General features: G+C 58.2%; 14 protein-coding genes. 9 read left to right on the forward strand and 5 right to left on the reverse strand.

What is annotated here, in order from left to right; translation table 11 throughout:
• Positions 1-7: 7 nt before the first annotated feature.
• Positions 8-553, reverse strand: a complete 546-nt coding sequence (locus ACMDB8_RS28115) for a gamma carbonic anhydrase family protein (RefSeq protein WP_056726737.1) — start codon at positions 551-553, stop codon at positions 8-10.
• 88 nt (positions 554-641) lie between these two features.
• On the opposite strand from ACMDB8_RS28115, the gene prlC reads away from it, so the two are divergent.
• Positions 642-2,693 carry an oligopeptidase A gene (gene prlC / locus ACMDB8_RS28120; RefSeq protein ID WP_409078214.1) on the forward strand — a complete coding sequence of 684 codons (2,052 nt, stop codon included), beginning with the start codon at positions 642-644 and terminating at the stop codon, positions 2,691-2,693.
• Positions 2,690-2,977, forward strand: a complete 288-nt coding sequence (locus ACMDB8_RS28125; RefSeq protein WP_056726735.1) for a YheV family putative zinc ribbon protein — start codon at positions 2,690-2,692, stop codon at positions 2,975-2,977. The genes prlC and ACMDB8_RS28125 overlap by 4 nt, the downstream gene beginning before the upstream one ends.
• 41 nt (positions 2,978-3,018) lie before the next feature.
• Here ACMDB8_RS28125 and ACMDB8_RS28130 read toward each other — a convergent pair whose 3' ends face one another.
• From ACMDB8_RS28130 to ACMDB8_RS28140, 3 genes are all read right to left on the reverse strand, one after another.
• Positions 3,019-3,663: a tyrosine-protein phosphatase gene (locus tag ACMDB8_RS28130; RefSeq protein ID WP_223542695.1), complete on the reverse strand. Its 645-nt coding sequence runs from the start codon at positions 3,661-3,663 to the stop codon at positions 3,019-3,021.
• Between the two features lie 126 nt (positions 3,664-3,789).
• Positions 3,790-4,374, reverse strand: coding sequence for a hypothetical protein (locus tag ACMDB8_RS28135; RefSeq protein WP_409078215.1), 585 nt, complete (start codon positions 4,372-4,374; stop codon positions 3,790-3,792).
• A gap of 102 nt (positions 4,375-4,476) precedes the next feature.
• Complete coding sequence (locus ACMDB8_RS28140; RefSeq protein WP_223542697.1) at positions 4,477-4,776, reverse strand: hypothetical protein; 300 nt, start codon at positions 4,774-4,776, stop codon at positions 4,477-4,479.
• Positions 4,777-5,019: 243 nt separating this feature from the next.
• Here ACMDB8_RS28140 and ACMDB8_RS28145 point away from each other — a divergent pair, with 243 nt between their 5' ends.
• From ACMDB8_RS28145 to ACMDB8_RS28155, 3 genes are all read left to right on the forward strand, one after another.
• On the forward strand, positions 5,020-6,078 hold the full coding sequence (locus ACMDB8_RS28145) for a PA0069 family radical SAM protein (RefSeq protein WP_409078216.1): 1,059 nt from the start codon (positions 5,020-5,022) through the stop codon (positions 6,076-6,078).
• 243 nt (positions 6,079-6,321) lie between these two features.
• Positions 6,322-7,053, forward strand: a complete 732-nt coding sequence (locus ACMDB8_RS28150) for a carbonic anhydrase (RefSeq protein WP_008045785.1) — start codon at positions 6,322-6,324, stop codon at positions 7,051-7,053.
• A 90-nt stretch (positions 7,054-7,143) separates the two neighbouring features.
• Positions 7,144-8,670 carry a SulP family inorganic anion transporter gene (locus tag ACMDB8_RS28155; protein WP_056726730.1) on the forward strand — a complete coding sequence of 509 codons (1,527 nt, stop codon included), beginning with the start codon at positions 7,144-7,146 and terminating at the stop codon, positions 8,668-8,670.
• 57 nt (positions 8,671-8,727) lie between these two features.
• On the opposite strand, the gene ACMDB8_RS28160 is transcribed toward ACMDB8_RS28155, so the two are convergent.
• Entirely contained in the window at positions 8,728-9,378 is a 651-nt protein-coding gene (locus ACMDB8_RS28160; RefSeq protein WP_056726729.1) for a hypothetical protein, read from the reverse strand.
• Positions 9,379-9,747: 369 nt separating this feature from the next.
• Between ACMDB8_RS28160 and coxB the strand changes: the two genes are divergently transcribed.
• The 4 genes from coxB (at position 9,748) to ACMDB8_RS28180 (ending at position 14,132) form a co-directional block, all read left to right on the forward strand.
• Positions 9,748-10,875, forward strand: a complete 1,128-nt coding sequence (gene coxB, locus ACMDB8_RS28165) for a cytochrome c oxidase subunit II (protein ID WP_056726728.1) — start codon at positions 9,748-9,750, stop codon at positions 10,873-10,875.
• Between the two features lie 82 nt (positions 10,876-10,957).
• Complete coding sequence (ctaD, locus tag ACMDB8_RS28170; protein WP_409078217.1) at positions 10,958-12,550, forward strand: cytochrome c oxidase subunit I; 1,593 nt, start codon at positions 10,958-10,960, stop codon at positions 12,548-12,550.
• A gap of 117 nt (positions 12,551-12,667) precedes the next feature.
• Positions 12,668-13,219 carry a cytochrome c oxidase assembly protein gene (locus ACMDB8_RS28175; protein ID WP_056726726.1) on the forward strand — a complete coding sequence of 184 codons (552 nt, stop codon included), beginning with the start codon at positions 12,668-12,670 and terminating at the stop codon, positions 13,217-13,219.
• 25 nt (positions 13,220-13,244) lie between these two features.
• Complete coding sequence (locus tag ACMDB8_RS28180; protein ID WP_056726725.1) at positions 13,245-14,132, forward strand: cytochrome c oxidase subunit 3; 888 nt, start codon at positions 13,245-13,247, stop codon at positions 14,130-14,132.
• Positions 14,133-14,134: the final 2 nt, after the last annotated feature.

A 14,134-nucleotide genomic window follows, 5' to 3' on the forward strand; every position in this document is an offset into this window, starting at 1 on the left:
GGCCGGGTCAAAGCTGGTCGTAGCCTTCGGCCAGATGCAGATCCTTGAGCTTCACGTAGTTCGCCGCGCTGTAGGTGAAAAAGGCGCGCTCCTTGTCAGTCAGCGGGCGGATCTGCTTCACCGGACTGCCCACATACAGGAAGCCGCTTTGCAGATGCTTGCCCGGCGGCACCAGGCTGCCGGCACCGATGATCACATCATCGTCGACCACTGCGCCGTCCATGACGATGCTGCCCATGCCGATCAACACCCGGCTGCCTACCGAACAACCATGCAGCATGACCTTGTGGGCGATGGTCACGTCATCGCCGATCAGCAACGGAAAGCCGTCCGGGTTGAACGGCCCGGCGTGGGTGATGTGCAACACGCAGCCATCCTGCACGCTGGTGCGCGCGCCGATGCGGATGCGGTGCATGTCGCCACGGATCACGGTCAGCGGCCAGACCGAGCTGTCTTCGCCAATTTCAACGTCGCCGATCACCACCGCCGAGCCGTCGACAAAAGCGCCTTTACCCAGCAGCGGCGTGTGGTTCTGATACTTGCGAAGGTTCACGATAGGGTTTCTCTCTGTTGCTGATAGCTGCGGTGAACGTCGATTGTAATTAAGATGGCTGCATGTTTCTCCAGCCAAGGTATCAACCGTGAGCGTGAACAACCCTCTTTTGCAGTCCTATGACCTGCCGCCGTTCTCCGCCATCCGCGCCGAACACGTACAACCGGCCATTGAACAGATCCTGGCTGACAACCGTGTCGCCATCGTCGAGATCCTCAAGACCCAGGTCAAACAGCCAACGTGGGCTGGCCTGGTGCTGGCGATGGACGAACTCAACGACCGCCTGGGCGCCGCCTGGAGCCCGGTCAGCCACCTCAATGCCGTGTGCAACAGCGCCGAACTGCGTGAAGCCTACGAGTCGTGCCTGCCGGCCTTGAGCGCCTACTCCACCGAAATGGGTCAGAACCGCGAACTGTTCCAGGCTTTCGAAGCCCTGGCCAACAGTCCGGAGGCCGCCGGTTTCGACGTGGCGCAGAAAACTATCCTGGAACACTCCCTGCGTGACTTCCGTCTGTCGGGTATCGACCTGCCGGAAGCCGAACAGAAGCGTTACGCCGAAGTGCAGAGCAAGCTGTCCGAACTGGGCAGCCGTTTCTCCAACCAATTGCTCGATGCCACTCAAGCCTGGACCAAGCACATCACCGATGAAGCCGCCCTCGCCGGCCTGACCGACTCGGCCAAGGCGCAAATGGCCGCCGCGGCTCAGGCCAAGGACCTGGACGGCTGGCTGATCACCCTGGAATTCCCGAGCTATTACGCGGTGATGACCTACGCCCAGGACCGCGCACTGCGTGAAGAAGTCTATGCGGCCTACTGCACCCGTGCGTCGGACCAGGGCCCGAATGCCGGCCAGAACGATAACGGCCCGGTCATGGAAGAAATCCTCGACCTGCGTCAGGAACTGGCCAAGCTGCTGGGTTTCAGCAGTTTCTCTGAGCTGAGCCTGGCGACCAAAATGGCCGAGTCCAGCGATCAGGTGCTGAGCTTCCTGCGTGACCTGGCCAAGCGCAGCAAGCCGTTCGCCACCCAGGATCTTGAGCAGCTCAAGGCTTATGCCGCTGAACAGGACTGCCCGGATCTGCAAAGCTGGGACAGCGGTTTCTACGGCGAAAAACTCCGTGAACAACGCTACAGCGTGGCCCAGGAAGCCCTGCGCGCCTACTTCCCGATCGACAAGGTGCTCAGTGGCCTGTTCGCCATTGTCCAGCGCCTGTACGGCATCGAGATTGCCGAACAGAAAGGTTTCGACACCTGGCACCCGGATGTTCGCCTGTTTGAAATCAAGGAAAACGGCCAGCACGTAGGCCGCTTCTTCTTCGACCTGTACGCCCGCGCCAACAAGCGTGGCGGTGCCTGGATGGATGGCGCCCGCGACCGTCGTCGCACCGCTGGCGGTGTATTGCAAAGCCCGGTGGCCAACCTGGTGTGCAACTTCACCCCGGCCGACAGCGGCAAGCCTGCGCTGCTGACCCACGACGAAGTCACCACCCTGTTCCACGAGTTCGGTCACGGCCTGCATCACCTCCTGACCCGCGTCGAGCATGCTGGTGTGTCCGGCATCAACGGCGTGGCCTGGGATGCGGTCGAGCTGCCGAGCCAGTTCATGGAAAACTGGTGCTGGGAGCCGGAAGGACTGGCGCTGATTTCCGGTCACTATGAATCCGGCGAACCGCTGCCCCAGGATCTGCTCGGGAAAATGCTCGCGGCGAAAAATTTCCAGTCCGGCCTGATGATGGTCCGCCAATTGGAGTTCTCGCTGTTCGACTTCGAACTGCACGCTACCCACGGCGACGGCCGCAGCGTGCTGCAAGTGCTTGAAGGCGTGCGCGATGAAGTCTCGGTGATGCGTCCACCGGCCTACAACCGTTTCCCTAACAGCTTCGCTCACATCTTCGCTGGCGGTTACGCAGCGGGTTACTACAGCTACAAATGGGCTGAAGTACTGTCGGCCGATGCGTTCTCGAAGTTCGAAGAAGAAGGCGTGCTCAACGCCGATACCGGTCGTGCGTTCCGCGAAGCAATCCTGGCCCGTGGCGGCTCCCAGGAGCCGATGGTGCTGTTCGTCGACTTCCGTGGTCGTGGGCCATCAATTGACGCACTCTTGCGCCACAGCGGCCTGAGTGAGGACGCGGCAGCATGAGTGAGGGACCTGTGATTACGAAAAAACGCTTTATCGCCGGGGCGGTCTGCCCGGCATGCAGCGAGCCGGACAAATTGATGATGTGGAATGAAGACCAGGTCCCGCACCGAGAGTGCGTGGCCTGCGGTTACTCCGACACACTTAATGAGCAAGGGCTTTCGGTGCCCAAGGAGTTGGGTACGCGGGTTAACACCAGCGCCCCCAAACCTGCCGACACCAAGGTTCAGGCGGTTCAGTTCTTCCCGAATCCGAAATTGAAGAAAAAGCCTGACGAACAACACTGAGTGAAAAAAAGCCCCCGTTGCGCCATGCAGCGGGGGCTTTTTTATTCGATGTGAGCGGACTTGAACCAGCTCTTCATCGAGCACGCGGCGAACGGGCTGGTGCTGCAGTCGCCATTGGCCAGGGCAGTGCGCAGTTTTTCCACATCAGCCTGCATCATGTAGCGGATGCCGTCCTTGAAGTGGGTGCTGTCGCCAAAGCCGCCCTGGGTCATTTCGTTCAGTGCCTCTTCCTTGGTCCAGCCCTGCACCACCACCCTGTACATGGCCGCTATCAGTCCGGTCCGGTCGGAGCCATGCTTGCAGTGCATCAGCACTGGACCGTTGGCTTCGGCGGTTTGAATGGTACGCAGTGCCTTGAGTATGTCTGCATCATCTACGTGGTTGGTTCGATAAGGCAAATGAACTTGGGTGATTTTTGCCGTGGACAACCAGCTCGCGTCTGACTCGGGCAGAAAACTGACCACCGTGCCGACCCTGAGTCTTTCCAGTAACGGCAATGCCCCACTGTCCGGCAACGCACTGCGGTACAGCGTAGGCGACATCTGGAAAAGGTTGTACTGGACCTCGACTGGTTGCGCCCAGTCTGTTGGGCGAGTCGAGATGCTGTCGGCGGCAAGAGCTGGTGTGAGGTTGAACAATGCGACCAGCAACAGGCACATCGCAAGGATAAAGCGCAGTAAGGACATGCCCGAGTGACCGTTCAGGGAGAGAAAGGATGTTGGAATCCAGCTTCAACCCTGAGCGGTCAAAGGCCTGTGAGAGGACTGTCAATGAAACGTGAAAGGGTGTTGTCTGAGGTGACTGGCATGGACTTACAATTTGAGTTTGATGAATGATTTGACCAAGTCATCCATCCCCGGGACGTAAAAGATGCCGGAATGGGGATTGATCCTTCGTACTTTAAAATTTGCTCCATTGTCCACGGATAATGCAGTCATGAAATAGTCGAACTCCGGTTGATCACCATCTTCCATATCCAGCACTTCAATTTGCACCCCGATTCTCGGAGGAGGGACAGGTTCAATTGGTTTCTCTGGATCAAAGATATCAACAAGATCCTCTGGTTCAAGAGAGAGAAAAGCTCCGTCGCCAGGAGCAATTATCGGTTGACTGTAGAAGGCGAGAGCCAGCTTGGTAATGGCGTCGATATCTTTCTCATCAATACTTCGGTCTGGAGTTACGTTAATGTCAGACCATGGATCGTAGTCTAGTCTGTACTCTTCGATGTTCTCAGACTTTATGTGCAAGGTCATTGTCGTGACATTGCTGTAGAGGTTGAAAGATCGCTGGTCGGCACTATTGTCCGATTGTTTTCTTACTAACTTTATAATTACCTTATCAATTCCCGGTGTTTCTATCCGCTGTAGAAATACACCTGTATCGCCGGGTGTCCACATAATAATATCCCTATATATCCAATCTGCTACGCATGGACGTCATGCGTAGCAGGTCAAACCACATCGACATTCTCCTGTCGATTGCTTACTGCAAATCATCAATTATGGATTGACAATATCTGCATAAGCTTTGGCCAGTGCCAGCATTTTTACCTTGTCGGTTTCACCGATATTGCCATCACCCTCTACGTCTCTGACATTGTCAATACTGAAAGTCTGGCCACCGTCGCGAGACGAAGCAATGTAAATGGTGGAATCCAGCAGGCTCTCCGTCGGAGAGCCGTTACCATCCAGACTCGATTCTTTCAAAGCAAACTGCATGGAGACTAGCACTTCATTCGGGTCGACTATGGTAGGCCCAAGTTTTTGCAGAAAAATACCACGACGATTAAAAAACGACATTATTAAATCCCTTTAAGTTATTTCCATATGTCTGATTACAGCGACTAAACAATACAGACAAACATAATTTTTAGGCCACTCTTTATATGTAACTCTCAATTTCAAAGAGTTCTGGAGGCGTCCCATCCATGTTTGATGGTCAAGCTGTTAATTAGCCGTTTATACAAAAGGCGCCGAACGGCATTGGCTCGCCGATGAGTTCTGGTGTACTGTATAAGCATACAGTACGGTAAGGCGCTCACTATGAATATGCCATTGCCTCCTCGCGGACGCGGCACCGCGACCAACCCGCACAACCGCTTCGCCCCTAATCATTCGGTGGCCGAGGACGACGGTTGGTACCAGGAAGCACCCGTGACTCAAGGCACGGAAGTGCGCATCGAGACGGCGAAAACCATCATCACCCGCAACAATTCGCCGGACCTGCCCTTTGATCGCTCGATAAACCCTTATCGCGGCTGCGAGCATGGCTGCATCTATTGCTACGCACGCCCCAGTCACGCCTATTGGGACATGTCGCCGGGGCTGGATTTCGAGACAAAACTGATCGCCAAGACCAACGCCGTGGACGTACTGGAGGAGCAGCTGTCCAAACGTGGCTATCAATGCGCACCGATCAATCTGGGTTCCAACACCGATCCCTATCAGCCGATCGAGCGTGAATACAGGATCACCCGGCAAACCCTCGAAGTACTCCTGCGTTACCGACACCCTGTGACCATCGTCACCAAGGGCTCGCTGATTCTTCGCGACCTGGACCTGCTGACCGAACTTGCCAGCCAAAGACTGGTGGCGGTAATGATCAGCCTGACCACCCTGGATGACGAACTCAAACGCATCCTCGAGCCCCGTGCCGCAGCGCCCACGGCCCGGTTGCGGGCGATCAGGGTCATGCGCGAGGCGGGCATTCCGGTGGGCGTGCTGTGTTCACCGATGATTCCGATGATCAACGACAGCGAACTCGAAAGCCTGCTCGCCGAGGCCCATGCGGCCGGGGCGCAAAGTGCTGCCTACATGATGTTGCGCCTGCCGCTGGAAGTGGCGCCGCTGTTCGAAGAATGGCTGGGCGCCCACTATCCGCAGCGGGCGGCGCATGTGCTGAGCCTGATTCGCCAGAGCCGTGGCGGTGAACTCTACGACAGCCGCTTTGGTGCTCGAATGCGTGGTGAAGGCCCCTTCGCCGACCTGCTGGCACAGCGCTTTGCCAAAACCATCAAGCGCCTGGGGCTCAATCGCCGGGAAGGCTTTGACCTGGACTGCAATGCCTTTTGTCCGCCTGGTCGCCAAATGTCGTTGATTTGAGGACAATTGGCCTATGGTTGAGTACTGAAGATCGCGCTCACGCCTTAGGCTGGTCACGTTTTTTGTGACTTGGAACACGCATTCCAGAGCGTTTTATTCAGTTTCAATTAAGATTCGGCCGCTACCTTGTTCATCGAGTGACTGATGGGTCGAGATTTTTGGCCTGGATGTTTTTTAACAGCCACTGGCTTCACACCGGACCACCCGGGAAGACTCCCTGAGCCCGCCAATGAGGATGAATTGATGAGTGACAAGGATAAACAGCCGTTGGCTGCGTCGGCTTCAGCCCAACCCGAGGCCGAAACCGCCGATGCAGCGTTGCAGCATATCGTTGACGGCTTTTTGCATTTTCATCATGAGATCTTTCCTCAGCAGGAAGAGCTCTTCAAGAAACTCGCCACGGCCCAGCGGCCACGAGCGATGTTCATCGCCTGCGCCGATTCGCGCATTGTTCCCGAGTTGATTACCCAGAGCTCCCCCGGCGACTTGTTCGTGACCCGTAACGTCGGCAACGTCGTGCCGCCTTATGGGCAAATGAACGGCGGTGTTTCCACGGCCATCGAGTACGCCGTACTGGCGCTGGGAGTGCATCACATCATAATTTGCGGGCATTCCGACTGCGGCGCCATGCGCGCGGTGCTCAACCCGGACAGTCTGGAAAAAATGCCCACGGTCAAAGCCTGGCTGCGTCATGCCGAAGTGGCCAAGACCATGGTGCAGGAGAACTGCAACTGCTCTAGCGAAAGCGAAAGCATGCACATCCTCACCGAAGAGAATGTGATCGCCCAATTGCAGCATCTGCGCACCCATCCGTCGGTGGCCTCGCGCATGGCCAATGGTCAGCTATTTATTCACGGCTGGGTCTACAACATCGAAACCAGCGAAATCAAAGCGTACGACGCCGATCAAGGCTGTTTCCTGCCGCTTAATGGCAGCCTGCCAATTCCCGTGGCGACGCCCAAAGCGCGCTTCTAAACCCTCCTAAATCGTTGTGTGGTTCAGCCGAGGCTGCCGTTCAGGCAGCCTGGCTTTGCCATGCCTGAAGAAAACTTCGGGAGATTCACCATGCGTGCTGCTCGACTCAAAGCTGTTCTGCCACGGGAGCTGCTGGCTTCGGTGGTTGTGTTTCTGGTCGCCCTGCCCCTGTGCATGGGCATCGCGATTGCCTCGGGGCTACCGCCGGCCAAAGGACTGATCACCGGCATCATCGGTGGTCTGGTGGTCGGTTGGTTGGCCGGCTCGCCGCTACAAGTCAGCGGTCCGGCGGCGGGCCTGGCCGTTCTGGTATTCGAACTGGTTCGCCAACACGGTATCGCCATGCTCGGGCCCATTCTGTTGTTGGCGGGTTTGCTGCAACTGGTGGCTGGCCGTTTGAAGCTGGGCTGCTGGTTTCGGGTGACGGCACCCGCGGTGGTGTACGGCATGCTGGCCGGGATTGGTGTGCTGATCATCCTGTCTCAGGTGCATGTAATGCTGGATGCCGTGCCCAAACCCTCGGGCCTGGATAACCTGGCGGCCTTCCCGGCGGCGATGGCCCAGGCGTTGCCCTCGTTTGGCTGGCAAGCCGGGTTGCTCGGTTTGTCGACGATCGCCGTCATGTGGCTGTGGGAGAAATTCCGTCCGCAATCCCTGCGCTTCGTTCCTGGCGCGCTACTCGGCGTCGGTCTGGCCACGCTTGCCAGTCTAATGCTGGCGTTGCAGGTCAAGCGGGTCGAGGTACCGGCCAACCTGACGGAGGCCATCGACTGGCTAAAGCCAGCGGATCTGCTCAACCTGGCTGATCCGGCTTTACTGATCGCGGCGTTTGCGGTGGCCTTCATCGCCAGTGCCGAAACCCTGCTCTCAGCTGCCGCGGTTGATCGCATGCACAGTGGTCAGCGCTCGGACTTCGACCGGGAATTGTCGGCGCAAGGTATCGGCAACATGCTGTGTGGCCTGCTTGGGGCGTTGCCGATGACCGGCGTTATCGTGCGCAGTTCGGCGAATGTTCAGGCCGGCGCAACCACGCGGTTTTCGACCATTTTCCACGGCCTGTGGTTGTTGGCGTTCGTGCTGTTGCTGTCCAGCGTGCTGCAAAGCATTCCGGTGGCGAGCCTGGCGGGTGTGCTGGTTTACACCGGTTTCAAGCTGGTGGATCTCAAGGTCTTCCGTGGTTTGGGTCGGTACGGTCGGGCGCCGATGTTCACCTATGCGGCAACCGCGCTCGCCATTGTTTTCACGGACCTGCTGACCGGCGTGTTGATTGGCTTCGGCCTGACGCTGGTGAAGCTGGCGCTGAAAGCTTCGCGGTTGAAAATCAGCCTGATCGACCTGCCGCAGGAAGGGGAAATGGAATTGCGCCTGGTGGGCGCGGCGACCTTCCTCAAAGTGCCGGCGCTGACCCAGGTGCTGGGCAGTATTCCACCAGGCGTGACGGTGCATGTGCCGCTCAATAACCTGAGCTACATCGATCACTCGTGTCTGGAACTGCTGGAGGAATGGGGCCGGGCGAATGCGGCCAAGGGTTCGAAGCTGTTGATTGAATCGCGGGGGTTGAAGCGCAGACTCGAAGGCAGGGTTCGTACTAACACGGGCATAGGTGCGGCTGGCTGAAGCCCAATGTGGGAGCGAGCAAGCTCGCTCCCACAGGGGATTGTGTTTACCGGTGGATCAAGCCGCCGGCTGATCCAGTTCCAGGCCTACGCCCAAACGGCGGGACATGCACGGCCAGCGTTTCCACGCGGCACCGGTGTCCGGGCTATTGAGTTTGTCACGGTAGGCTTCCACCGACTCCAGTGCGAAACTTTCGTCGTTGAGCATCTCGTCAATGGTGTGATGCACCACTTCGTCCAGTTGGTTGGCAAATTCCTCACCGATCAATTGGTGAGCAATCAGGTTGGCGACAGTCATGTCCAAAGGGATCAGTGGCTGGCCGAAATGCTTGATGTACAGGTCGTTGACCTCTTCGACAAACCGGTGCGCCAGGTAAGCTTCATCCAGCAGGCTGTCGAGCCCGACATGGCCGGCCATGATGGCTGGCGGCTGGAGGAAGTACTGCTCGGCGATACTCAGCACCGGTTTGATCTGTGACTCAATGCCCGCTTCCCTTGCGACTTCATTGGCTGCATCCAGCAGATCGGGCACTTCTTCGATGTAGGCGGCGACAAATCGCGTCAGTACGCCGTTGGTATCGGCCTCCGGCAATTGGATCGCCGGGTGCAGATGAGGCAGCTTACTTTCCAGCTGACGCGTCAGCAGGCCGGTCTGGGCTTCGTGTTGTTGGGCTTTTTGGATCTGCTCGCGCAATGCGGCGGTGTTCATGAAAACTCCAGGAAACAAGGCAATGAAATAGGGAAGACATAACTTAGCTGGCTTACGAAAAATGCTAAGACGCATTTGTCATAATTATTTCATCCTTGAGACGGCCCCGTTATATCGGTTTGCCACCACTCGTCTGCATCCTTCTCCATTCGTGCCCTGCAACGCAAGTTAATGCTGTTTCAGATCATTTACGCCTTCGCATTGCGAGGTGAGAGTCGCTGTCTATACTCGGGGTGGAATGGAGTTAGCTGATGACGCCCGACTGCATATGCAGCAAGGCCCGGTGCTCAAGTTCGTAGTCTGATGCAGCCGCTCCCTTGCCGCAGGTGAAAGCCGGCGGGATAACAAGAACGATAAGGGGAACCCGCAATGATGCGACATCCACATGTCTGGATGGGCCTCCTGTTGTGGTCGATTTTCAGTCAGGCACAAGCGGCCTGGACTGTGAATATGGCGCCTGGAGCGACTGAAATCAGTCACGCAGTATTCGACCTGCACATGATCATTTTCTGGATCTGTGTGGTGATCGGCATCATCGTATTTGGTGCCATGTTCTGGTCGATGATTCTCCACCGCCGCTCGACCGGGCAGGTGGCCGCCAAATTTCATGAAAGCACCACCGTCGAAATCCTCTGGACCATCGTGCCCTTCCTGATCCTGGTGGCCATGGCGATTCCCGCTACCGCGACCCTGATCAAGATGTACGACGCCAGCGAGCCGGAAATCGATATCCAGATCACCGGCTACCAGTGGAAGTGGCACTACAAGTACCTGGGCCAGGACGTCGAGTTCTTCAGCAACCTGACCACTCCCCAGGATCAAATCCACAACAAGGAAGCCAAGGGCGAGCATTACCTGCTCGAAGTCGACAAGCCATTGGTGCTGCCGGTCGGCGCCAAGGTGCGCTTCCTGGTGACCTCCGCCGACGTCATCCACTCCTGGTGGGTGCCGGCTTTCGCGGTCAAGCGCGATGCGATTCCCGGGTTCGTCAATGAAGCCTGGACCCGCGTCGACAAGCCCGGCATCTACCGTGGCCAGTGCGCCGAGTTGTGCGGCAAGGATCACGGCTTCATGCCGACCGTGGTCGAGGTCAAGGAAAAGGCCGATTACGAAACATGGCTGGCCGAACGCAAGACCGAAGCCGCGCAGCTCAAAGAGCTGACCAGCAAGGAATGGACTCTCGACGAGCTCAAGGATCGCGGCGACAAGGTCTATCACACCACCTGTGTGGCCTGTCACCAGGCCGAAGGCCAGGGCCTGCCGCCGATGTTCCCGGCGCTCAAGGGCTCGAAGATCGCCACCGGGCCGAAAGATGCTCACCTGAGCATTGTCTTCCACGGCAAGCCTGGCACCGCCATGGCCGCATTCGGCAAACAACTCTCGGAAGTCGATATCGCGGCAGTCGTGACCTATGAACGTAACGCCTGGGGCAACAACAAGGGCGACATGGTCACGCCTAAAGAAGTGCTGGAGCTGAAACAGGCGGAAAGCAAATGACCCGGTCTATTGCGCACCTACGGAACCGGTCGGGGCTACGCACCCCGGCCTGCCCAGCCCATCTGTTTGCAGGAGACAGGACATGACTGCTGTAATCGATGAACATGTTCATACCGCCACCGACCACACCCACGGCCCCGCCAAAGGCCTGATGCGCTGGGTGCTGACCACCAACCACAAGGACATCGGTACGCTGTACCTGTGGTTTGCGTTCTCCATGTTCCTGCTTGGCGGTTCGTTCGCGATGGTGATTCGCGCCGAGCTGTTCCAGCCGGGGCTGCAGATCGTCCAGCCGGAATTTTTCAACCAGATGACCACCATGCACGGCCTGGTGATGGTCTTCGGTGCGGTGATGCCGGCCTTCGTCGGCCTCGCCAACTGGATGATCCCGCTGATGATCGGCGCGCCGGACATGGCCCTGCCGCGCATGAACAACTTCAGCTTCTGGCTGTTGCCCGCGGCGTTCCTGCTGCTGGTATCGACCCTGTTCACCCCCGGTGGCGGGCCGAACTTCGGCTGGACGTTCTACGCGCCGCTGTCGACGACCTACGCGCCGGAAAGCGTGACCTTCTTCATCTTCGCCATCCACTTGATGGGGATCAGTTCGATCATGGGGGCGATCAACGTGATCGCCACCATCCTCAACCTGCGCGCCCCCGGCATGACGCTGATGAAAATGCCGTTGTTCGTCTGGACCTGGCTGATCACCGCGTTCCTGCTGATCGCGGTGATGCCGGTACTGGCCGGTTGCGTGACGATGATGCTGATGGACATCCACTTCGGCACCAGTTTCTTCAGTGCCGCCGGTGGCGGAGACCCGGTGCTGTTCCAGCATGTATTCTGGTTCTTCGGTCACCCCGAGGTGTACATCATGATCCTGCCGGCCTTTGGCGCCGTCAGCTCGATCATTCCGGCCTTTTCGCGCAAGCCGTTGTTCGGCTACACCTCGATGGTCTACGCCACGGCGAGTATCGCGTTCCTGTCGTTCATCGTCTGGGCGCACCACATGTTCGTGGTTGGCATTCCGCTGGTGGGCGAGTTGTTCTTCATGTACGCCACGCTGTTGATCGCGGTGCCGACAGGCGTGAAGGTGTTCAACTGGGCCAGCACCATGTGGCAGGGCTCGCTGACGTTCGAGACGCCGATGCTGTTTGCCGTGGCGTTCGTGATCCTGTTCTCCATCGGCGGTTTCTCCGGGTTGATGCTGGCCATCGCCCCGGCGGACTTCCAGTACCAGGACACCTACTTCGTGGTCGCGCACTTCCACTACGTGCTGGTGCCGGGGGCGATCTTCGGGATCTTCGCCTCGGCCTATTACTGGATGCCGAAATGGACCGGCCACATGTACGACGAAACCCTGGGCAAGCTGCATTTCTGGTTGTCGTTCATCGGCATGAACCTGGCCTTCTTCCCTATGCACTTCGTGGGGTTGGCGGGCATGCCGCGGCGGATTCCGGACTACAACCTGCAGTTCGCCGACTTCAACATGGTGTCGTCGATCGGCGCGTTCATGTTCGGCGCCACGCAGATCTTCTTCCTGTTCATCGTGATCAAGACCATTCGCGGCGGCCCGCCAGCACCGGCCAAGCCATGGGATGGGGCTGAAGGCCTGGAGTGGAGCATTCCGTCACCGGCGCCGTATCACACCTTCACCACACCGCCGGAAGTGAAATGAAACGCCTCGGTCCTGTGGGAGCTGGCTTGCCTGCGATGCATGCGACGCGGTGTGTCGGGCAGGCCGCTATCGCGGGCAAGCCCGCTCCCACAGAGTTCTGTGTGGAGGGCTTGGCCCATGGCTGACTCGATTTCGATGAAAAAACTGGTCACGCGCCTGCTGACCGTGGTGGTGGCGATGTTTGTGTTTGGCTTTGCCCTGGTGCCGATCTACGACGTGATGTGCAAGGCCTTCGGCATCAATGGCAAGACCGGCGGGCAGTACGAGGGTGAGCAAACGGTCGACACCTCGCGGCAGGTGCGCGTGCAGTTTCTGTCGACCAACACCGCCGACATGCCGTGGGACTTTTACCCCAAACATGATGAATTGACCGCGAACCCGGGGGCGGTGAACGAGATGATCTTCATCGCCCACAACCCCACCGATAAGCCGATGAGTGCCCAGGCCGTGCCGAGCATCGCGCCCAGCAATGCGGCGGCGTACTTCCACAAGACCGAATGTTTCTGCTTTACCCAGCAAGTGCTGCAGCCCGGTCAGCGGATCGAGATGCCGGTACGTTTCATCGTTGACCGTGACATGCCCAAGGATGTGAAGCACCTGACGCTGTCTTACACGCTGTTCGATATCACCGCCCGACATCCACCGGTAGCTGTAAACACTGGCGGCTGAGCGTGCCCGATAAGGAGAACAATAAATGGCAACTCATGAACATTATTACGTCCCGGCCCAGAGCAAATGGCCGATCATCGCCACGGTCGGGATGTTCGTCACGGTGTTTGGCCTGGCCACCTGGTTCAATGATCTGAAGGCAGCGCGTCCGGAATCCCACGGCCCGCTTATCTTTTTCGTCGGTGGGCTGTTGGTGGCCTACATGCTGTTCGGCTGGTTCGGTACGGTGATCAAGGAAAGTCGCGGCGGCTTGTACAGCGCACAGATGGATCGCTCGTTCCGCTGGGGCATGAGCTGGTTCATTTTCTCGGAGGTGATGTTCTTCATCGCCTTTTTTGGCGCGCTGTTTTATGTCCGTCATATCTCCGGGCCGGCGCTCGGTGGTGAAGGCGCCAAAGGCGTGGCGCACATGCTGTGGCCGAACTTCCAGTTCACCTGGCCGCTGCTGAGCAACCCCGACTCGAAACTGTTTCCGCCGCCCAAGGAGGTCATCAGCCCCTGGGGCCTGCCGTTGCTCAACACCGTGTTGCTGGTGAGTTCCAGCGTGACCGTGACCATTGCCCACCATGCCTTGAAGAAGGGCCATCGCGGCGCACTGAAACTCTGGCTGGCGCTCACCGTATTGCTCGGCTGTGCGTTCCTCACCTTCCAGGCCGAAGAGTACATGCACGCCTACCGTGAACTGGGCCTGACCCTGGGTTCGGGCATCTACGGCGCGACCTTCTTCATGCTCACCGGGTTCCACGGCGCCCACGTCACCATCGGCACCATCATCCTGTTCGTGATGCTGGTGCGGATCATGCGCGGGCACTTCGACAACGAGCACCAGTTCGGTTTCGAAGCGGCGACCTGGTACTGGCACTTCGTGGATGTGGTGTGGATCGGGCTGTTTGTTTTCGTCTATGTGCTCTGAGG

This window comes from Pseudomonas monachiensis (assembly GCF_047345015.1).
GTDB lineage: Bacteria > Pseudomonadota > Gammaproteobacteria > Pseudomonadales > Pseudomonadaceae > Aquipseudomonas > Aquipseudomonas monachiensis.

Coding starts and splice junctions, on each gene's coding strand:
- ACMDB8_RS28125 (WP_056726735.1), top strand. CDS start 2,690: ATGAGTGAGGGACCTGTGATTACGAAAAAACGCTTTATCGCCGGGGCG.
- ACMDB8_RS28130 (WP_223542695.1), bottom strand. CDS start 3,663: ATGTCCTTACTGCGCTTTATCCTTGCGATGTGCCTGTTGCTGGTCGCA.
- ACMDB8_RS28135 (WP_409078215.1), bottom strand. CDS start 4,374: ATGTGGACACCCGGCGATACAGGTGTATTTCTACAGCGGATAGAAACA.
- ACMDB8_RS28140 (WP_223542697.1), bottom strand. CDS start 4,776: ATGTCGTTTTTTAATCGTCGTGGTATTTTTCTGCAAAAACTTGGGCCT.
- ACMDB8_RS28145 (WP_409078216.1), top strand. CDS start 5,020: ATGAATATGCCATTGCCTCCTCGCGGACGCGGCACCGCGACCAACCCG.
- ACMDB8_RS28150 (WP_008045785.1), top strand. CDS start 6,322: ATGAGTGACAAGGATAAACAGCCGTTGGCTGCGTCGGCTTCAGCCCAA.
- ACMDB8_RS28155 (WP_056726730.1), top strand. CDS start 7,144: ATGCGTGCTGCTCGACTCAAAGCTGTTCTGCCACGGGAGCTGCTGGCT.
- ACMDB8_RS28160 (WP_056726729.1), bottom strand. CDS start 9,378: ATGAACACCGCCGCATTGCGCGAGCAGATCCAAAAAGCCCAACAACAC.
- coxB (WP_056726728.1), top strand. CDS start 9,748: ATGATGCGACATCCACATGTCTGGATGGGCCTCCTGTTGTGGTCGATT.
- ctaD (WP_409078217.1), top strand. CDS start 10,958: ATGACTGCTGTAATCGATGAACATGTTCATACCGCCACCGACCACACC.
- ACMDB8_RS28175 (WP_056726726.1), top strand. CDS start 12,668: ATGGCTGACTCGATTTCGATGAAAAAACTGGTCACGCGCCTGCTGACC.
- ACMDB8_RS28180 (WP_056726725.1), top strand. CDS start 13,245: ATGGCAACTCATGAACATTATTACGTCCCGGCCCAGAGCAAATGGCCG.